Source organism: Natrinema ejinorense (genome assembly GCF_002494345.1).
Lineage (GTDB): Archaea > Halobacteriota > Halobacteria > Halobacteriales > Natrialbaceae > Natrinema > Natrinema longum.
The window spans coordinates 956,957-976,108 of the sequence record NZ_NXNI01000001.1 but is presented as its reverse complement, the minus strand read 5'-3'; the positions used below and the strand labels follow the sequence as shown (position 1 = coordinate 976,108).

The following is a 19,152-nucleotide window of genomic DNA, read 5'->3' as shown; positions in this document are numbered from 1 at the left end:
TTCGCATCGGATCGGACGGTCGCTGTGTGATCAGTCACCTAGCTGAGGCTATGGCGTGACGGTCGACCAGCGTCGACATCGAAACCCCGGTTATCGATCTCCGTCAGTGGGACGATCGTGTCGTGTCACCGTCGTGCTCGAACGTTCGGCCGCAGTCACCACAGGTGGTTCCCCGCCCCGGTTTGACGCGCTGTGGGAAGACGGCCCCACACTCGTCACAGATCATGAAAAGGCGGTGTTCCGGCGCGACGCCGGCCTCGAATTCGGCGTGGATCCAGGCGTCGGGGTTGCCGTCCTCGTAGAGGGTGACGCCGGAACTGTTCTGTCGCCAGTTGATCGCGCGGTCGTCGGGGCTGTGGGCTGCCTGTTCTCGCTCGGACATCGAGATATCACTGCTCTCCATCCGCACATACATACGCTTTCTGATAGTTATTTACACGTCATCGAGTTAACCGCGTGTCGAGTCGGACCACTGGCTTTTTGCAGGTCGGGTGGGAGCCACCTGTCATGACGCTCGATCCGGTCCACTTCGACGGCATCGCGCGACTCGCAGGGCGGATCGATCACGGGGCCGACGAGCGCGACCGTCGTGCGTTCGCCGAAACCGTCTGGGCGGAGTTTCTCGACCCACTGCGCTACGACGGGCGGACGGTCCTCGAGCCGGTCGACGAGCAGGCCCGACGGGTCGTCGACTGCGAGGGGGTTGCCCTCCGCGACCGCGAGTTCCCGACCGAACACGGTCTCGACGCGGGGACGATCAACCCGACGACGTTCAAAAACGGGCTCGTCATCGATATCGCGCAGGCGGCCATGAGCGCGACGCCGAGCGACCTCGACCTCCACCGGTCGCGAACGACCGTGATGACGGTCCACTCCAACGACGAGACGATGACCGTCGACGAGTCGTGGGGGAAGTTCGACGAGGGATACAGCCGGAGTCGAGCGGTCAAGATCCCGCCGCTCCCGCGGTTCGCCGAGGGCGTCGTCCACGCACTCGCACTCTACCTCGCGGAGAGCAAACACGCCCGCGACCACGCCGAAACAGTCTCGGATCTGCTCGTCCTCGACGGCCCGCTGTATCCCCGCGGCCTGCTGCGCTGGGCCGACCAGCACCCCGACCTCGCGGACTTCCTGCTCGAGGATCCCCGGCCGACGACGGTGCTGGAAAACTACGTCCGGTTGGTCGAAGACTTCGTCGAGCGGGACGTTCCGCTCGTCGGCTTCGTCAAAAACCCCGCGACGCGAGTGCTCACGCGGAGCCTGAAGTCCAAGCGGGACGTCGACATCAGCGTCCCCTGGAGCGACGACTCGGCGCTGTTCACCCGCCTGCTCGAACGCGGCGAGTACGTCGACGACGTCGACGGCGAGCGCTGGGAGCGGGACACCGCGGGGCTGACGTACACGAACTGGTTCCGCTCACGCGGTGGCGTCGACGGGCCGCTGTCGGCCGAGGGCGACGCACTCGGCGTCGATCGCCACCTCGAGCGCGAAGCCTACGAGGTCACCTTCTTCGTCGTCTACGATCCCCGCGACGACCTCCTCTATCGGATCGAGGCACCCTACGCGTTCACCAAGGACCCCGAAACGCGGGATCGCCTGACGATGCAATTGCTCCAGGACGTCGCCATCGCTCACGGCCCGCCGACGATCGTCGGGAAAGCCGACGAACTCGCACGGATCAGCAACGCCGAAAAGGCGTCGCTCCGGGAGACGCTCGAGGATCGATTCGACACGGCACAGGACCGGACCTACGACGACCACCGGTGGACCGAGGAGCCGTTTTGAATCGGTCCCGCCGTGTGGCGGACCGGGCCACCCCAGACCGGAAGCCGGTCGCTGGCCACCACCGTCGACTATTGAACTGTATGATATATTATAGTCGTCTGACGTACGTTTATGTGGCCGGACGGGTCCCTAGTTGATATGTCGAACAACCGTGTCGAACAACTGGAATCGACGGTTGCGGAACTCGAATCGACGGTAGAGGGACTGACGGACGAACTCATCGAAGCGAAAGAACGGATCCGCGTCCTCGAGGCCGAGCTCGATGCGGAGACGCCGACGCGTGTCCCCGAGCGACGTGGCGAGGAGACGGGGACGACCGCGGTCGAGGAGGACGAAACGCCCGAAGCCGAACCCGACGAAGTCGCCGAAGCGGCGGCCGACGCCGAGGACGTCGACGAGACTGCCGGTGACGAAGCGGAAGACTCAGGTAGCGACGACATTATCGTTGCATAACAGCGGCGGAATCGAGGGGCGAGACCGTGGACCGCGGTCGGCGCTCGCTTCGACGGCTACTGGCGGTCCGGAGGGTTCGAAAGGAGCATGTACATCAAGTCGATCGTTCTCGACGATTTCAAGAGCTTCGGTAGAAAGACGAAGATACCGTTCTACGAGGATTTTACCGTCGTCACGGGCCCGAACGGCTCCGGCAAATCGAACATTATCGACGCCGTCCTCTTCGCGCTCGGACTGGCCCGGACCCGCGGGATTCGTGCCGAGAAACTGACCGATCTCATCTACAACCCCGGTCACGAGGGCGGCGACACCTCCAGTGGCCCCCGCGAGGCGACCGTCGAGGTCATTCTCGACAACTCCGGGGGCACCCTCGAGCGATCACAGGTCGTCAACGCCGCCGGCAGCGAGGATATCGGCGACGTCGACGAAATTCGCATCCGCCGCCGGGTCAAGGAGACCGAGGACAACTACTATTCCTATTACTATCTGAACGACCGCTCGGTCAACCTCTCGGACATCCAGGACCTGCTCGCACAGGCGGGGATCACGCCGGAGGGGTATAACGTCGTCATGCAGGGCGACGTGACCGAGATCATCAACATGACGCCGGGTTCCCGCCGGGAGATCATCGACGAGATCGCGGGGGTCGCGGAGTTCGACGCCAAGAAGGAAGACGCCTTCGAGGAACTCGAGACCGTTCAAGAGCGGATCGACGAGGCCGAACTCCGCATCGAGGAGAAACGCGACCGCCTCGAGCAACTCGCCGACGAGCGCCGGGAAGCAATGCGCTACCGCCGGCTCCGCCGCGAGAAGGACGAATACGAGGGCTACAAGAAGGCCAGCGAACTCGAGGAGAAACGCGAGGAACTCGAGTCCGCCGAAGCCGAGGTCGACGACCTCGAGGACGAACTCCGGGAGCTCCAGCGGGAACTCGACGAACGCGAAGGGGCGGTCGTCCGCCTCCAGGAGGACCTGGAGGACTTGAACGCCGAGATCGAGCGCAAGGGCGAGGACGAACAGCTCCGGATCAAAAGCGAGATCGAGGGGGTCAAAGGCGACATCTCGCGGCTCGAGGACAAGATCGAGGCCAGTGAGGAGGCGATCGAGGACGCCGAGTCCGAGCGACGCGAGGCGTTCGTCGAGATCGATCGCAAGCAAGAGACGATCGACGATCTCGACGACGAGATCCGCGAACGCAAACTCGAGAAGGCACAGGTGAAAAGCGAGATCCAGGAACGCGAGGCCGACCGCGACGACCTCGAGGCCGAAATCGAGGCCGTCGACACCGAGTTCGACGAACTCAAGGCCGAACTCGCCGAGCGAAAGGACGATCTCGAGGCGGCCAAGACCGAGAAAAACGACCTCCAGCGCGAGCAGGACCGCCTGCTCGACGACGCTCGCCGACGCTCGAACGCGATCAGCGAGAAAGAGGCGACGATCGAAGAGAAGCGCGAAACGATTCCGGAGATCGAGAGCCAGCGAAGCGACCTCGAGCGGGAACTCGAGAAGGCCGAACGGAATCGGCGAAACATCGCGGAGGTCGTCGACGACCTGAAAGCCCAGAAACGAAGGCTCCAGTCGGACGTCGACGATCTCGACGACGAGATCCAGGCCAAACAACAGGAGTACGCCGAACTCGAGGCCAACGCCGGCGAGAGCGGCGATTCCTCGTTCGGTCGTGCGGTGACGACGATCCTCAACTCGGGGATCGACGGCGTTCACGGCGCGGTCGCACAGCTGGGGACCGTCGCCGGCGAGTACGCGGTCGCCTGTGAGACCGCCGCGGGGGGCCGGCTGGCGAACGTGGTCGTCGACGACGACGTCATCGGCCAGCAGTGTATCGAGCACCTCAAGTCCCGAAACGCGGGTCGGGCGACCTTCCTGCCGCTGACGGACATGAGCCAGCGCCGGCTGCCATCGGCCCCCAGCGATCCGGGGATCGTCGACTTCGCGTACAACCTCGTCGACTTCGATCAGGAGTACGCCGGCGTTTTCTCCTACGTCCTCGGGGACACGCTGGTCGTCGAGGACATCGAGACCGCCCGCTCGTACATGGGCGACTATCGAATGGTCACCCTCGATGGCGACTTGGTCGAAAAAAGCGGCGCGATGACCGGCGGCTCCGGCGGCGGTTCGCGCTACTCCTTTACCGGCGGCGGCGAGGGACAACTCGAGCGCGTCGCCAAACGGATCACGGAGCTCCAGGAGGAACGCGAGTCGCTGCGGGAGGAGGTCCGTAGCGTCGAGGAGCGACTCGACGACGCCCGCGACCGCAAGAGCGACGCGGCCGACGAAGTCCGCTCGATCGAGTCCGAACTCGAGGGGTTAGCCGAGAAACGCGAGGCCCTCGAGGCGGCGATCGAGGACCTCGAGACCGATCTCGAGGAGCTCCGCGAGGAACGAGACGCCGTCGACGAGCGGATGAACGAGATCGCCGCGGAGATCGACGCCAAGACCGCAACGGTCGAGGAACTCGAGGCCGAGATCGACGACCTCGAGACCGAACTCGCCGACTCGAAGATCCCCGAATTGACCGATCGGATCGAGACGCTCGAGGCCGAGATCGACGACCGCGAAGAGCGGATTCAGGAGCTCGACAACGACCTCAACGAGCTGAACCTCGAGAAGGAGTACGCCGAGGACGCCATCGAGGACCTCCACGACGACATCGAGGCGGCCCAGAACCGCACGGCAGAACACGAGGATCGGATCGAGGAGTACGAGGCGGAGATCGAGGCGAAACGCGAGGAACTGGCGGCAAAGCGCGAGGCCGTCGAGGAACTGGAAGCGGAGTTGACGGAGCTGAAAGACGAACGGAGCGACCTCAAAGAGGAGCTCTCCGAAGCCAGGACGGCGCGCGATCAGCAGCAAGACCGGGTCAATACCGTCGAGAGCAAACTCGAGGACGCGAGCGAGCGCGCCAACAGCCTCGAGTGGGAGATCGAATCGCTGGAGTCGGAAGTCGGGGACTACGACCCCGAAGACGTGCCCGATCACGAGACCGTCCGCGAGATGATCGACCTTCTGGGGGCCGACATGGAGGCCATGGAGCCGGTGAACATGCTCGCGATCGACGAGTATGACGAGGTCCGAAGTGACCTCGAGGAACTCGAGGAGGGACGGGAGACGTTAGTCGAGGAGGCCGACGGCATCCGCGACCGGATCGAGCAATACGAGACCCAGAAGAAGCGGACGTTCATGGACGCCTACGATGCGATCGCGTCCCACTTCACGGAAATTTTCGAGAAGCTCTCCGAAGGAACGGGGACGCTCCACCTCGAGAACGAGGCCGATCCGTTCGACGGCGGACTGACGATGAAGGCCCAGCCGGGCGACAAGCCGATCCAGCGGCTGGACGCGATGTCCGGCGGCGAGAAGTCGCTGACCGCGCTGGCCTTCATCTTCGCCATCCAGCGGCACAACCCGGCTCCCTTCTACGCACTCGACGAGATCGACGCCTTCCTCGACGCCGTCAACGCCGAGCGGGTCGGCGAGATGGTCGAGGAACTCGCCGGCGACGCCCAGTTCGTCGTCGTCTCCCACCGCTCGGCCATGCTCGATCGCTCGGAACGCGCGATCGGGGTGACGATGCAACAGGACAACGTGAGTGCGGTGACCGGCATCGATCTGAGTAGTGGGGAGGTTCCTGCTGATGACTAGGGAGCCGCGTAGCGGCTCCGAAACGTCGAGTAGCGCGGAACGGAGTTCCGCGAACAGTCGAGCGGCAGAGCCGCGAGACGACGGGGAGCAAAGCGACCCGCGAGACGGCGATGAGCCCGAGGAGCCAACGGCGACGCAGGGCTCCTCGAGAACGCAAGCGGGAAGCGAAGCGACCCGTGAGCGAAACGAGTCACGAAGCGCTGAATCACACGCCCCCGGTCGAACCCTCCGAACCGACGGCGGCGACGAGATTCCGCTGAACATCGCCGGACACGAGGACCGCGAGCGGCCGGGCGACTCGAGCCCGGATACCGACCCGAACGAGGGCGGTGCTGACGGCCGTGACCCCGAGGCGGGGGAATCGGTCCTCGAGTTCACGGGCGTCGAGACGGGCGATGCTGCGGACGACGACGGGGAGGCGGAAGTCGAACCGGTCGAACTGCTCGTCCAACTCGCCAAGGACGGCGAGATCGACCCGTGGGACATCGACATCGTCGACGTGACGGACACGTTCCTCGAGGCGATCGACGAGGTCGACCTGCGGACCTCCGGCCGGGCGCTGTTCTACGCGAGCGTCCTCCTGCGGATGAAAAGCGACGAGCTGTTCGCGGTCGAGGAACCCGACGAGGAGGAACTCCCACCGTGGGAAGCGCCCTTCGCCGACGACGGACCGACGGCTCCTGACGGCGACGACGGGAGGGAGTACCCGCCTGGGTTCGACCCCGTCGAGAACCTCGAGGAAGAGATGGAGCGCCGCCTCGAGCGCAAACACGCCCGCGGGAAGCCCGAGACCCTGGACGAACTCGTTCGCGAGCTCCGGACCGCCGAACGCGATAGCTGGTGGAAGGAGTCCCGGAGTTACGACACGAGCGGCTCGCCGACGGGGTACGATCGCGGCGTCCAGGAACTGAACTACCACTCCGGCGACGATCTGCGGGTCGACGACGAACCGACCAGCGACGACGTCACTCATACGACCCACGAAGAAGACATCGAGGCGGTCATCGACGACGTCGAAGCCGAACTCGAGACCCACTACGAACAGGGACGCGACGAGGTGTTGTACGCCGAGATCGACGAGGTCGGTGGCTCGCGCGTGATGACGTATCTCGCCTTGCTCTTCTTGGCCCATCGGGGCCGTGTCACGCTCGAGCAGGACGAACTGTTCGGCGATCTCTGGGTCCAGCAGGTCGCGGTGGAGGCGGAACCGGACGAAGCGATCGCCGACTGACTGCGACTCGGCGGACCGTCGCCGAAAGTATTATTCTCCCGTCACTCCTGGGTTGAAACCGATGCCACGACCAGGTCGCCATCCGAGCCTTGCCCGCCGGCTTCGACGCGTGGCGGATCATCTCGGCTTCACGCTGCTGTGGGGGTGGATCCTCGTCTCGGTGCTTTTCGTTCCGACGTGGCTGGGACACTGGTGGATCGGGGTGGTCCTGTTCGTGCTCGGATTCGTCGTCTGCTGGCAAGCGGCGGACGCGTCGAGCGATCCCGTGTACACCATCGGGACCAAACGCGAGGTTCGAACCGATCGCGTCGAATCCGACCACGTCGACTGCGATGCGTGTGGCCGATCGGCTGCAGGCGGCGAGTACCGGCGCTACGAACGTCGCCGCGTCCTGTTCGGGACGACGATAGCGGTTCCGGAGTCGGGCGAGAACGTCTACTGCAGTCGGTGTGTGGACGGTCCACGCGATTCGAGTCCGAACGCGGACGCGGCGTCAGAGTGGGACGCGTCGGGGAGCAAAGCGACCGATTCTGCCGCCGACGATCGGACCGCACTCGAGTCCGAGCGGTCCTGACGCCGGATCGATGCGCCCGTCGAACTCGGACGCTCGCCGGATCGATTCGATCCCAGTCTCCGACGATCGAACTCGCCGCGTGGCGTCCGGCCAGACGCCGGGAGCGGTCAGTCGAGGTAATCGCCCGCGAGCAGGTCGACGCGCTCGAGGGTCTCTTCGGGGATCGCTTCCTGTGGCGTGTTGATCGTCCCTTCGAGGGCGCTCCAGGCCTCGCTCTCGAAGCCGTCGGGCATCGTTCTGATGGCGTGCTCGACGACCGCGTTGATCGCGTCCTCGTTGGCCGCGGCGTTCTCGAGGACCTCCTCGAGGGAGACTTCGCTGTCGTCTTTCCAGACGTCGTAGTCGGTGACGCCGGCCACCGTGGCGTAGCTCAACTCGGCCTCGCGGGCGAGTTTGGCCTCGGGAATGGCGGTCATCCCGACGATGTCCCAGCCCTGGTCGCGATAGAACTCGCTTTCGGCCTTCGTGGAGAACTGCGGGCCTTCGATGCAGACGTAGGTGCCGCCCTTCTGGACTTTCGTTTCGTCGGCCGTCGCAGCGTGGCTCTCGGGGTGGTCGCTCGTGTTGGTCCCCGAGCGGAGCACGCTGCGGGCCGATTCGGCGAGGTGATCGACCATCGCCGGACAGTATGGCTCGGCAAAGCCCATGTGGACGACCATGCCGTCGCCGAAGAAGGTCGGCGAGCGGTGTTTGGTCCGATCGAAGATCTGGTCGGGAACGACCAGCGTCCGGGGTGGCAACTCCTCTCGCAGGCTTCCGACCGCGTTCGTGGCGATGACCCGGTCGACCCCGACCGACTTGAGCGCGTAGATGTTCGCGCGATAGGACGCGTCGGTCGGCGGATGCTGGTGATCCCCGCCGTGACGCGGGAGGAACGCGACGTCTCGTCCGGCCAGTTCGCCGAGGGTAACCACGTCGCTTGGCTCGCCGTACGGCGTCGAAATCGCTTCCGTCCGCGTGTTCTCGAGTGGCAGTGCGTCGTAGATGCCGCTGCCGCCGATAACGCCGATCGTCATGCGTGGTCGTGGGTCGACCAGTCACCTAAACGGTCCGGTCGCCGGCCTCAAGGGCGTCCGTCCCGTCGTGGCAGTCGGTATCACCGTTCACGAGCGCACAAGTAGGGTCGGCAACATTGGTCGGTTATGGCTGTCGACGAGGAGCCACCCGGCGGACTCACCGAGGGCCCGCTCGTCCGCCCGATGGTCCGATTGGCGTGGCCGCTGGTGGTCATCCAGTTGTTGCAGGTGGCGTACAACGTCGGTGACACCTTCTGGCTGGGTGCGCTCTCCCCCGACGCAGTGGGGGCGGTGAGCCTCGCCTTTCCGCTCCTCTTCTTGCTGATCGCGATCGGCGGTGGCTTCACCGCGGCCGGCGCGATCCTGATCGCCCAACACACCGGCGCGAAGAGCGGGGATGCGGGCCTGATCGCCGGGCAGACGCTATCGTTCGTCTCGCTGGTCGCCGTCGGACTGAGCGCGCTCGGCTTTTTCGCGACCGAGCCGATGCTCGCGGCGTTGCCCGCCGACGCCGAGACTCAGGCCGCGATCATCCCGCTCGCCGCCGAGTACCTGCGAGTGTTCTTCCTGGGACTCCCCTTCCTGTTTGGCTTCTTCGTCTTCGTCGCGCTCATGCGGGGCTACGGCAGCACGCGTGCGCCGATGAGCGTTATGCTCGTCAGCGTCGTTATCAACCTCGCGCTCGACCCGTTGTTGATCTTCGGCGTCGGTCCCCTTCCCCGCCTCGAGGTCCAGGGAGCCGCCGTCGCGACCCTCATCTCGCGGGGCATCGCGACGGTGATCGCGTTCTACCTGCTGTACTACACCGACGTGGGTCCGGACATCCGGGCGGCCCACCTCCGGCCGCGACGCGAGTACGTCGCGAAGATCACCCGGCTGGGCGTCCCGACGGCCCTCGAGCAGTCGATGACGGCGCTGGCGCTGGTCGCGATGACGGCGATGGTCGTAACCTTCCCGCCGGCGGTCGTCGCGGCCTACGGGCTGGGGAACCGGCTCATTTCGCTGGCCTTCCTGCCGGCGATGGGCCTGGGACAGGCGACGGACACGATCGTCGGCCAGAACCTGGGTGCGGGCAAGCCCGACCGGGCGGCGAGGGCCGTCCGGATCGCCGCAGGGGCGATTGCCGGCGTCATGGTCGTCGCCGGGTTCCTCGCCGCACTCTTCCCGGAGCCGTTCGTCTCGGTGTTCGTCACGGCCGACGCGGCGGGGAAAGCGGCGACGATCGACTACGGGGTGAGCTACCTCCGATACGCCGCGGTCGGCTTCGCGTTCATGGGCGTGTTACAGGTCATTCAGGGGGCGTTCCGCGGGGCCGGAAACACGAAGACGGCACTCGTGTTCGCGGTGTTTGGCCTCTGGATGGTGCGCGTTCCCGTCACCTACTACCTGCTCTTCGTCGCCGAGTGGGGCCCGACAGGCATCTGGACCGGCGTCGTGGTCGGCGACGTCGTCGGCGCGCTCGCGGCCGTCGCGTGGTTCACGCGGGGCACGTGGAAGGGGTCGATCGTCGAGGGTGGCGACGACGAGACGACGGACGGACCGACGGGCACGACCGATGTCGAACCAACCGCCGAGTAACCACCTGGTCGGGCGCTGACTCGAGCAGTCGACCAGCGCTTCTCTTCCCGAAAACAGCTGCAGAAACGAGTTATTCCTCGACGAGCGTCCACTCCTCGGCCCCGACCGACTCGAGGACCTCGCGTCGGTCCATCTCGCGTAGAACCTCCGACAGCCGGTCGGGCTGGGCGATCTCCATCTCGATGCGTTCGATGCCGTGGTGTTCGGTGAGGAAGTGGCGGATCTCCTCGTTCGTGAACGTCTCCTGGTCGGCTTTGGCCATCGCACTCGAGATGAGATCGATCAGATCTTCGATGAAGTTCCACGGGTAGACGATCCAGGTCCACTCCTCGAGGCGTTCGCCGACGTAGTCGGGTTGGAACTCGCTGGTGCCAAGCAGTTGCAGGGTCGCAGTGCGGACCTCGCCGGCGTCGCGGTCGTCGACGTACTCGTAGGCGCGTTCGATCGAGCCGCCGGTGTCGGCGATGTCGTCGATGATGAGTACGTCCTTGTCTTCGACGCTGCCCTCGGGCATCGGGTAGCGGACGGTCGGCTCGCCGGATTTCTCGGCGGTGCCGACGTAGTGTTCCATCTTCAGGCTCGTCAGGTCGTTCAGCCCGAGGAAGTCACAGAGACACCGGCCGGCGAACCAGCCGCCCCGTGCCAGTGCGACGACGACGTCCGGCTCGAACTCGTCGTCGCGGACGTCGTCGGCCACGTCCCGACACAGGCCGTAAATGTACTCCCAGTTGGTTATCGTACAGTCGAAATCGTCCGGTAGGTCGGACATCTGATGGCCACCTACCCGGTGACTCGAGCGCGGCCCCCTTAAGTTGGCTGAAATCACCGTCCGCTTCACGTCGACAGACCTCAAATAATAGTGAACAGTAATAACTTCGGGACGGTCGTCTCCATTAACTGAAGATGCCCTCTACGCAAGACTACGAGTACCTCCTCGAATGCGAGAACGTGATCGGCGTGGACTACGATTCGGCTGAAGACCGGGTGACAGTTTTCGTCTCGCAAAAACGGCCGCGAGACTGCCTCGCCGACGAGGACGACGTCGAAACACGCGTGGCTGCGGCCGGCGACGACGTCGACGTCAGCGTCGTCGACTCGGGCTACGACGAGACGCGCGAGGGATTCGACGCGCTGTCGACCCTCGAGCCGATGCCCGAGGCCGCAGAGGACCGACAGGGCCGCCATCGGCCCGTCCCCGCTGGCGTCAGCGAGATAAACGCGGACTCGACGGCCGGAACCGGCGGGCCGTATCCGGCCCGGATCGACGACCCCATCGACGGAGCCGCGACCTGGGCAGAGAGCGTCGAGAGCGGCGATCTCGTCCGACTGTCGAACAATCACGTCTACGCTCGCTCGAACGCCGCCGAGTTCGGCGAATCCATTCTCCAGCCGTCGCCGGCCGACGGTGGCGACGCGGACGACACGGTCGGGGATCTCGTCGGCTACGTCCCGGTCGAGAACGGGGGCCTCGTCGACGTCGCCGCCCGCTCGGTCGAGCCGGATCGGGAGTCGGTGACGTACGCCGGGCTGGACGAGGCCTGGCCGACGGGTATTCGACGCGAGGGGTACGATGACCTCCGGGGCGAAACGGTGACGAAGACGGGTCGAACGACCGGCGTCACGAGCGCCGCGATCGAAGCGACGAGCGCGAGCGTCCGCGTCGAGTTCGGCGAGCAGGGGCCGATCCTGTTCCGCGACCAGCTCGTCGCCGGCCCGCTCTCCGAACCCGGCGACAGTGGCTCCGCGGTCTTCCTCGAGGACGGCGGTCTCGTCGGGCTCCTCTTTGCCGGCTCCTCCCGACAGACGATCTGTAACCGGATCGCGAACGTCGAACGCGAACTGGGCGTGGAGATACTCACCGCCGAGCCGGGCGACGAGGAAGCGGTGCCAGTCTACAGGACGACGCTGGACCGCACGCTCGAGGTCGACTTCCACGAGCCGTCGCTGACCCTCGAATCGCTCACCGTCGAGGGGGAACTGCGGCCGGGTGAGACCGTCGGCGTCTCGGCGACGATTGCCGCCGATTCCGGGAAGTACTGGCTGGGTATCGACGACGAGCGGCGGACGACTTCGATCGCGACCCGTGACGGTTCGCAGGGACGAGCGACGGTGTCGGTTCCGGTGTCGATTCCCGACGACGCGACGGAGTCGGTAACGCTTCGAATTCGTGGCGGCCCGGTTGCAACCCTGCAGTGATTGCACGTCGCGCCGAATTCGTCCCTCGTCGGACGCTGGCTCGTCTGGCATACTACATTCGGTCACTCCTGCACTCTCTCGAGCGGTCGTTCAGCGACGCCGTGTGCGGCCGTAGGTAGTTATTTATAACTCGATCATACAACCTAGTTATCGATGGCGCGTACACAGATTCAGGCCGCCCGCGAGGGAACGGTGACAGCCGAAATGGAGCGAGTCGCCGAACGAGAGAACCGCGATCCGGAGTTCGTCCGCGAGCAAGTCGCCGAGGGGCAGGCCGTCATTCCGGCTAACGTCAATCACGACGCCCTCGACGCGATGGTCATCGGCCGCGAGTTCGCGACGAAGGTCAACGCCAACATCGGTAACAGCGAGACGACCAGCGACCTCGAGACGGAACTCGAGAAGCTCCACACCGCCGTCCACTACGGCGCGGACACGGTGATGGATCTCGGCACCGGAAGCGACCTCGACGAGATCCGGGAAGCCCACATCGATCACTCGCCGGTGCCGCTCGGGACGGTGCCCCTGTACGAGGCGGTCAAGCAGGCGGGTAGTCCCGAGGATATCACGAAAGAATTGCTGCTCGAGATCGTCGAGAAACAGGCGAAACAGGGCGTCGACTACATGACGATCCACGCGGGGATCCTCGCCGAGCACCTGCCGCTGACCGACGGGCGAAAGACCGGCATCGTCTCGCGGGGCGGGTCGATCATGGCCAAGTGGATGGAGGAAAACGGCGACCAGAACCCGTTCTATCAGGTCTTCCACGAAATCTGTGAGATCTTCGCCGAGCACGATGTCACCTTCAGTCTCGGTGACAGTCTGCGACCGGGCTGTCTGGCCGACGCCTGCGACGAGGCCCAGTACGCCGAACTCGACACCCTGGGGGAACTCACGCGGGTGGGCTGGGATCACGGCGTTCAGGTGATGGTCGAAGGGCCGGGCCACGTACCGATGCACAAGGTTGCCGAGAACGTCGAGCGCCAGCAGGAGGTCTGCGACGGTGCTCCCTTCTACGTGCTCGGTCCACTGGTGACCGACATCGCGCCGGGTTACGACCACATCACGAGCGCCATCGGTGCGGCGATGGCGGCCCAGGCCGGCGCGGCGATGCTGTGTTACGTCACGCCGAAGGAACACCTCGGCCTTCCCGAGGAGGAGGACGTTCGCGACGGCCTCGCAGCGTACCGGATCGCCGCCCACGCCGGCGACGTGGGCAACGAACGCCCCGGCGCGCGCGACTGGGACGACGCGCTCTCGGAAGCCCGCTACGAGTTCGACTGGCGCGAGCAGTTCGATCTCGCGCTCGACCCCGACCGCGCCCGGTCGTTCCACGACCAGACCCTGCCCGGTGACAACTACAAAGAGGCCCGCTTTTGCTCGATGTGCGGGGCCGACTTCTGCTCGATGCGGATCGATCAGGATGCGCGTGAGGACGGCGAGATGGAGGCGATCGAGGGTGAGGCACGGACCGACCTCGAGTCGTCGCCCGCCGCGGAAGTCAACCGCCCCCCAGTCGGAACGCACGAGTCGGGTGACCTCCCACCGATGGCGGATCACGATCACACGGATCCGCTCGAGGAACCGGGAGACGACTGAGCCCCGGAGAACGTATCGGGATCGAATACAGTCACAGAGAAACGACCTCGTCTTTATCCGACGGACCGTGGACGGTTCGGTATCGATGGCACCCCGACGACGAACCGTACTCGCGGCGGTATCGACGGCGACAGCGTCGGCAGTGGCCGGCTGTGCCGATCTACTCTCCGACACGACGGACGAGGACGCCGGGACGGAGACTGCCGACGAGACGGCGGTGGCGTTCGTCGAGGAACTCGCGAACGATCGATTCGAGCAAGCAAGCGAGCGTTTCGTCTCGGGTAACCGAGAGCGCTACGGCGATCCCGGCCGCCTCGAGCGACTCTGGATGGCCTATACTGCGATCGGGGGCGCGTTCGAGGACATCGTCGGCACGGACGTGACGGCGGGTGACGAGGCCAACGCGGTCGATCTGCGGCTGGCGTTTGCCCGGAGTGAACACGACTGCCGCGTCATCGTCGACAGCGAGTCGCGACTCCTCGACTGCGGGATCACCGACGAGTACGAACGACCGTCCTACGTCGACTCGAGTGCGGTCTCCGACGAGGACGTGACGCTCGCGGCCGACGACTGTTCCCTGCCGGGGACCGTTACCACCTCTGCGACCGCCGACGAGGCTCCCGGCGTCGTCCTGATCCACGACTCCGGACCAGTGACCGGCGACACCGCTCGCGGCGGAACGCAGCTGTTTACGGATCTCGCCGAGGGGCTCGCGACCCAGGGAATCGCGTCCCTTCGGTACGACAAGCGCGTGCCCGCATGCGAGGTCCAACCCGGTGCGTACACCCTCGATCACGTCACCGTCGACGACGCGCTGGTCGCGGTCGATCGCCTTCGGTCGACCGAGGGAGTCGATTCGGATCGGATCGTCGTCGTCGGCCACGGCCTCGGCGGCCGGGCAGCCCCCAGAATCGCCGCTCGAGACGGCGAGCTCGCCGGCGTCGTCGGACTCGCCGCACCCGCACGACCCTACCACGACCTCACCCTCGAGCAACTCGAATACAAGGTGTCGGTCGGCGACCACGAGTGGGCCGACCTCGAGCAGGTCTTCGAAACCTGGTCGGCGGAGATCGAACGCGTTCGATCGGGCGAGTACGAGGCCGACGAGATGCTCCTGGGCAAACCGGGCGCGTTCTGGGACAGCCTCGGGTCGTACGACCACCTGGGAACCACGGCGGACGTCGACGTTCCCCTATACTTGCTCCAGGGCGAGCGCGACTTCCAGGTTACCGTGGCCGACGACCTCGAGCTGTGGCGATCCGAACTCGATGGCAGGTCGGCGACGACGTTCGAGAGCTACGACGGCCTCAATCACCTCTTTATGCCGGGCGACGGCGAGTCGGTGGAGTTCGAGTACGCCGTCCGGAACAACGTCGCAGAGCGGGTCGTCGACGATCTCGTGGACTGGATCGACGACCTGTAGCCCGACCGGGGAGCCACGACTCGAGCAGGGGCACTCCGTCGACCGCCCGGGTCTGGTTCGCGTGCGGCTCGCGGATGGCGTGCGGGTCGGCGGCTCACGTACCAACCCGTTTTGTCACTTTGCGGGTAGCGACATCCACGCCAGTAGTAACTGAAATGATGAGGACGGCGGCCGGAAACATAGCGTAGGGATACCCAACTAAGATGTCCGACTCGCCACCTGTTCCCAGTAGTCCCCAAAACGTGAGGGTAGTCGCAGCGAACAACCCGACTAACGCGCCCACGTTTCCACGGGTTGCAAAAATGTACACTGGGACTCCGGCCTGAAGCGCCACTAGCGGAACGACGATCGTGAAGACCCAGAGGAGATACTGGAACCTGAAGACACCGGATGCAAACGTATCATGTACATATCGCGGGCTAAGATAGACCACAGAACAGATTATGACGTACCAGACGCTGCTGGCTGCAGCGCCACCTTCCGGTGTGTCGGCTCGCTTCTGAAGGACATACAGTCCTAGAAGGGCAACCGATGCGAGCACGATCGAGACGGCTGCATTAACCGGCCTGCTCCCAAAGGCCGGGTCAATACTTCCCTGCATAATATTTCAGTACTGCTGGCGTGCAAATAGTTGCTACGTTATACCGGACAGAAGGGAGGACATCCGATACTGTCACCATCGTCTTTGATATCTCCCTCGATATAATCGTAATTGCCGGAGGCAGAGTCCATATTTGCGTTTCCTGCGTATTTTGTTTTCACGTCTGTCCACTCGTCCGATACTTCCCCGCGTGTCTCTGATACTCTCCAGTTGACACCACAGCCGATACCGACCCATTCGCAGCCCTGGTTGTGATCCGGCGGGTCTCTGTGACCTGCACCGACAATCTCTAGATTGTCAACGCCGGAGAGATCATAGGCTCGGACGTGATACTGGGTCGGTACCGAACTAGGGGGAATATTCCTTTTTATATGTTCATCCTGTGCCTTGACCGTGTCTTCATCCTCGAAGATGTATTTATCACTGGATGGCCACGGCGATCCCCAGCCTTCATCCTGCATCTCATCCTGTATGTCCGACGCATCTTTTCCATTATCCCATGCGAGATTAATCGGTGCTGTCCGCTCGGCAAGGTCGTCCCGATCAGACGGGTTGTCCCCATTGTACGTATACTTCGAACAATCTGCAGCAAGTAGCGGATTCGATTCTGCCTGCGAGGAGATAGAGTCGGCGGCTAAAAGTGCGTCCCGCATCCGCATCTCCTGGGCATAGTGTTGCTCGACAGTCCCCAGGATTGCTGTATCTTTATATTCAATCACGTCCGGTTCATCCTTTCCCGAACGCTGAGATTTGACTGCTTGTTCAGTATCTTTGAACATCTCTTTATCAATCTTCAGTTCGTCCTTCCCGAAGTCAACTGTATTGCCTGGCCTGACTTCAGGATTATAATTGCCGGATTCGGTACTCATTATAATTGATTCATCTTTCGAATTAACCGATATTGGATTTGTTTCTTCAATCTTAAATTCGACTTCTCGAATATATCCATTCTCTTGGGGGATCCGACGAATGGTACGCATCCCTCTGGCCCGAACAGGGCGACTCACAGCCTTCGTTCCCTGGACTGGGATTGCTCCGAGAGACAGGATACCTCCCATCGCAACAGTTCCGAACATTTTCAGTGCTTTACGGCGGCTTCTATTTCCTATCGGCATAGCCAGTAGTCATCCACCCTGATGATTAAATTTTTATATTATTGCTAAATATATCTTATAGCTAGGGTCGATATTTGGTCAATTTATTGTTTTAAATTTTGGTTTGAATCAAATATAGTTGTCTAATAAGAGTGTTACGAGGTATTTTGTCAATCGATAACTGTATTGAGTATAGACAGCCCTGAGAGAAACCAGTGCGTCAGGACGGTCACAAACCGTGTTAGACCCGCCCGTGAGCAAGCCATATTCAGCAAGCGCAACCGCGTACCGCAAGGTCGACGTCGATTGTGAGCACATCGCCGACGCTCTGGGCGACAGCTAGGTCGCCATCAAGGGAGTGAACGACGACTATAGGAGTCACTGAACGTCATTGCATATCCGATCGCAAGGACGATTCGCGTAGGCCGGCGATCGATTCGTCAACGGCGAACGGAAGAGGAGCGGCGATCCGGGCCGACTCGAGCGGATTCGGAACGGGGACACGATCCATCGGATACCATTCTCGGCTCCCCCCGGCGCGTTCTAGGACAGTCTCGACGACTACGAACAGGTCGCGACCGCCCAGTCGATCGATATCCCTTGTTGTTCCAGCAGGGCGACCGCGATTTCAGGGTCACCGTCGGGGACGACTTCGAACAGTGGCAGGCGGCGCTCGAGGGGTGCGACACCACCGACTTCGAGCAGTACGAGGGGACTCAATCATCAGTTTATGCCCGGCGAGGGACCGTCCGGTTCGAATATCGACTGCGGAACGACCTGACCAACCCGTTCTCGACGATCTCGTCGCTTGGATCGACGGCCTGCAGGGGAGTAGGTAGCGGCGACCGGCGTGGTCGAGCGCCGGTATCGTGGCGACGACCGAGGTTTCATACGCCGGTCGCACGACCCACGTTGTATGGAGACGATTCGGGTCTTGCAGGTCGATGCCTTCACCGACGAACCGCTGACCGGGAACCCGGCCGGCGTCGTTCCGGACGCGGACGGACTCTCGAGCGAGCAGATGCAGACGATCGCCGCCGAGATGGCCGTCAGCGAGACCGCCTTCCTTCGCTCGAGCGAGACCGCCGACCGCCGAATCAGATACTTCACGCCCACGCAGGAGGTCGATCTCTGTGGTCACGCGACGATCGGGACGTTCGCACACCTCCACGACGAGGGTCTCGAGCCCGGGACGACGACCCTCGAGACGAACGTCGGCACGCTCGAGATCGAACTCGAGGGCGACGGCACGGTCTGGATGACACAGGACGAGCCGACGATCCGCGAGGTCGACGTCGGCTACGACCGCGTCGCCGACGCGCTGGGCGTCGATCGGGCCGCCCTCGAAGGAGCCAGCGCCGACCTGCCCCTCGCGGTGGCGTCGACCGGGCTCCCGTTTCTGATCGTCCCGATCACGTACCTCTCGGACGTCGGCGCGGCCGAACCCGACCTGACCGCGATCGAGGCGCTCACCGACGACCTCGATGCGACCGGGATCTATCTGTTCACCTTCGACGCACTCGAGGCCGAATCGACGGTCCACGGACGCATGTTTGCGCCGGGAGCGGGGGTTCCGGAGGACCCCGTCACCGGCACCGCGAGCGGAGCCGCCGCCGCGTACCTCGACCGCTTCGACGCCTTCGACGGCGATCTCCCCGCGGAGCTCCGACTCGAGCAGGGCCACTACGTCGACCGGCCGGGCCAGGTTCGGGTTCGCCTCGACGGAGCCGTACAGGTCGGCGGCCGCGGCGTGACCGTCCTCGACGGGTCGCTCGTCGTCCCCGATAGCGACGACGACGAGATACTGGAGGCCTGAGTTCGGGCGGCCGCATGGGTCCGTCGCAGATCCCGACTAAACGCAATGCTGACAGGTTCGAACGCAGTCTTAACAGAAACTCATTCGGTTATGAGTTGCGATCGGTGGCGGTTGTTCGCAACCTTC

The 19,152-nt window shown here is 63.9% G+C and carries 16 protein-coding genes; 10 read left to right on the top strand and 6 right to left on the bottom strand.

All coding sequences use genetic code 11. The features are described 5' to 3' along the window. Window positions 1–103: 103 nt before the first annotated feature. A complete protein-coding gene (locus CP557_RS04925) occupies window positions 104–382 on the bottom strand; it encodes a hypothetical protein (RefSeq protein ID WP_097381534.1) in 279 nt (92 codons plus the stop codon). 125 nt (window positions 383–507) lie between these two features. Here CP557_RS04925 and CP557_RS04920 point away from each other — a divergent pair, with 125 nt between their 5' ends. The 5 genes from CP557_RS04920 to CP557_RS04900 all read left to right on the top strand — a co-directional run bounded on the left by CP557_RS04920 (window position 508) and on the right by CP557_RS04900 (window position 7,703). Then, window positions 508–1,785, top strand: a complete 1,278-nt coding sequence (locus tag CP557_RS04920) for a DNA double-strand break repair nuclease NurA (RefSeq protein WP_097378879.1) — start codon at window positions 508–510, stop codon at window positions 1,783–1,785. A 138-nt stretch (window positions 1,786–1,923) separates the two neighbouring features. After that, a complete protein-coding gene (locus CP557_RS04915; protein ID WP_097378878.1) occupies window positions 1,924–2,238 on the top strand; it encodes a DUF7518 family protein in 315 nt (104 codons plus the stop codon). 87 nt (window positions 2,239–2,325) lie between these two features. Further along, the gene (gene smc, locus CP557_RS04910) at window positions 2,326–5,898 is read left to right on the top strand and encodes a chromosome segregation protein SMC (RefSeq protein ID WP_097378877.1); all 3,573 of its coding nucleotides are present in this window, start codon (window positions 2,326–2,328) and stop codon (window positions 5,896–5,898) included. Next, window positions 5,891–7,129 carry a segregation and condensation protein A gene (locus tag CP557_RS04905; protein WP_097378876.1) on the top strand — a complete coding sequence of 413 codons (1,239 nt, stop codon included), beginning with the start codon at window positions 5,891–5,893 and terminating at the stop codon, window positions 7,127–7,129. The genes smc and CP557_RS04905 overlap by 8 nt, the downstream gene beginning before the upstream one ends. A gap of 61 nt (window positions 7,130–7,190) precedes the next feature. Further along, entirely contained in the window at window positions 7,191–7,703 is a 513-nt protein-coding gene (locus tag CP557_RS04900) for a hypothetical protein (RefSeq protein ID WP_143825030.1), read from the top strand. 107 nt (window positions 7,704–7,810) lie between these two features. On the opposite strand, the gene mtnP is transcribed toward CP557_RS04900, so the two are convergent. Continuing rightward, entirely contained in the window at window positions 7,811–8,719 is a 909-nt protein-coding gene (gene mtnP, locus CP557_RS04895; protein ID WP_097378874.1) for an S-methyl-5'-thioadenosine phosphorylase, read from the bottom strand. Between the two features lie 126 nt (window positions 8,720–8,845). Here mtnP and CP557_RS04890 point away from each other — a divergent pair, with 126 nt between their 5' ends. Continuing rightward, complete coding sequence (locus CP557_RS04890; RefSeq protein ID WP_097378873.1) at window positions 8,846–10,297, top strand: MATE family efflux transporter; 1,452 nt, start codon at window positions 8,846–8,848, stop codon at window positions 10,295–10,297. Between the two features lie 70 nt (window positions 10,298–10,367). On the opposite strand, the gene CP557_RS04885 is transcribed toward CP557_RS04890, so the two are convergent. After that, window positions 10,368–11,066, bottom strand: a complete 699-nt coding sequence (locus CP557_RS04885; RefSeq protein WP_097378872.1) for a phosphoribosyltransferase — start codon at window positions 11,064–11,066, stop codon at window positions 10,368–10,370. A 134-nt stretch (window positions 11,067–11,200) separates the two neighbouring features. Here CP557_RS04885 and CP557_RS04880 point away from each other — a divergent pair, with 134 nt between their 5' ends. From CP557_RS04880 to CP557_RS04870, 3 genes are all read left to right on the top strand, one after another. After that, a complete protein-coding gene (locus tag CP557_RS04880; RefSeq protein ID WP_097378871.1) occupies window positions 11,201–12,493 on the top strand; it encodes a chymotrypsin family serine protease in 1,293 nt (430 codons plus the stop codon). A gap of 153 nt (window positions 12,494–12,646) precedes the next feature. Then, window positions 12,647–14,092, top strand: a complete 1,446-nt coding sequence (gene thiC / locus CP557_RS04875) for a phosphomethylpyrimidine synthase ThiC (protein ID WP_097378870.1) — start codon at window positions 12,647–12,649, stop codon at window positions 14,090–14,092. 85 nt (window positions 14,093–14,177) lie between these two features. Continuing rightward, window positions 14,178–15,515 (top strand): alpha/beta hydrolase family protein, encoded by a 1,338-nt coding sequence (locus CP557_RS04870; protein WP_097378869.1) that lies wholly within the window; start codon window positions 14,178–14,180, stop codon window positions 15,513–15,515. Window positions 15,516–15,609: 94 nt separating this feature from the next. Here the strand turns inward: CP557_RS04870 and CP557_RS04865 are convergent, their stop codons facing one another. From CP557_RS04865 to CP557_RS22430, 3 genes are all read right to left on the bottom strand, one after another. Then, a complete protein-coding gene (locus CP557_RS04865) occupies window positions 15,610–16,116 on the bottom strand; it encodes a hypothetical protein (RefSeq protein ID WP_097378868.1) in 507 nt (168 codons plus the stop codon). Between the two features lie 38 nt (window positions 16,117–16,154). Next, on the bottom strand, window positions 16,155–17,231 hold the full coding sequence (locus CP557_RS04860; protein ID WP_245852907.1) for a hypothetical protein: 1,077 nt from the start codon (window positions 17,229–17,231) through the stop codon (window positions 16,155–16,157). Window positions 17,232–17,771: 540 nt separating this feature from the next. Beyond that, complete coding sequence (locus CP557_RS22430; protein WP_169924338.1) at window positions 17,772–17,930, bottom strand: hypothetical protein; 159 nt, start codon at window positions 17,928–17,930, stop codon at window positions 17,772–17,774. 196 nt (window positions 17,931–18,126) lie between these two features. On the opposite strand from CP557_RS22430, the gene CP557_RS04855 reads away from it, so the two are divergent. Then, window positions 18,127–19,026 carry a PhzF family phenazine biosynthesis protein gene (locus CP557_RS04855; protein WP_097378866.1) on the top strand — a complete coding sequence of 300 codons (900 nt, stop codon included), beginning with the start codon at window positions 18,127–18,129 and terminating at the stop codon, window positions 19,024–19,026. Window positions 19,027–19,152: the final 126 nt, after the last annotated feature.

What these genes read in the sequence shown, in the direction of transcription:
- CP557_RS04925 (WP_097381534.1), bottom strand. Translation starts at nt 382, where the DNA reads ATGTCCGAGCGAGAACAGGCAGCCCACAGCCCCGACGACCGCGCGATC.
- CP557_RS04920 (WP_097378879.1), top strand. Translation starts at nt 508, where the DNA reads ATGACGCTCGATCCGGTCCACTTCGACGGCATCGCGCGACTCGCAGGG.
- CP557_RS04915 (WP_097378878.1), top strand. Translation starts at nt 1,924, where the DNA reads ATGTCGAACAACCGTGTCGAACAACTGGAATCGACGGTTGCGGAACTC.
- smc (WP_097378877.1), top strand. Translation starts at nt 2,326, where the DNA reads ATGTACATCAAGTCGATCGTTCTCGACGATTTCAAGAGCTTCGGTAGA.
- CP557_RS04905 (WP_097378876.1), top strand. Translation starts at nt 5,891, where the DNA reads ATGACTAGGGAGCCGCGTAGCGGCTCCGAAACGTCGAGTAGCGCGGAA.
- CP557_RS04900 (WP_143825030.1), top strand. Translation starts at nt 7,191, where the DNA reads ATGCCACGACCAGGTCGCCATCCGAGCCTTGCCCGCCGGCTTCGACGC.
- mtnP (WP_097378874.1), bottom strand. Translation starts at nt 8,719, where the DNA reads ATGACGATCGGCGTTATCGGCGGCAGCGGCATCTACGACGCACTGCCA.
- CP557_RS04890 (WP_097378873.1), top strand. Translation starts at nt 8,846, where the DNA reads ATGGCTGTCGACGAGGAGCCACCCGGCGGACTCACCGAGGGCCCGCTC.
- CP557_RS04885 (WP_097378872.1), bottom strand. Translation starts at nt 11,066, where the DNA reads ATGTCCGACCTACCGGACGATTTCGACTGTACGATAACCAACTGGGAG.
- CP557_RS04880 (WP_097378871.1), top strand. Translation starts at nt 11,201, where the DNA reads ATGCCCTCTACGCAAGACTACGAGTACCTCCTCGAATGCGAGAACGTG.
- thiC (WP_097378870.1), top strand. Translation starts at nt 12,647, where the DNA reads ATGGCGCGTACACAGATTCAGGCCGCCCGCGAGGGAACGGTGACAGCC.
- CP557_RS04870 (WP_097378869.1), top strand. Translation starts at nt 14,178, where the DNA reads ATGGCACCCCGACGACGAACCGTACTCGCGGCGGTATCGACGGCGACA.
- CP557_RS04865 (WP_097378868.1), bottom strand. Translation starts at nt 16,116, where the DNA reads ATGCAGGGAAGTATTGACCCGGCCTTTGGGAGCAGGCCGGTTAATGCA.
- CP557_RS04860 (WP_245852907.1), bottom strand. Translation starts at nt 17,231, where the DNA reads ATGCCGATAGGAAATAGAAGCCGCCGTAAAGCACTGAAAATGTTCGGA.
- CP557_RS04855 (WP_097378866.1), top strand. Translation starts at nt 18,127, where the DNA reads ATGGAGACGATTCGGGTCTTGCAGGTCGATGCCTTCACCGACGAACCG.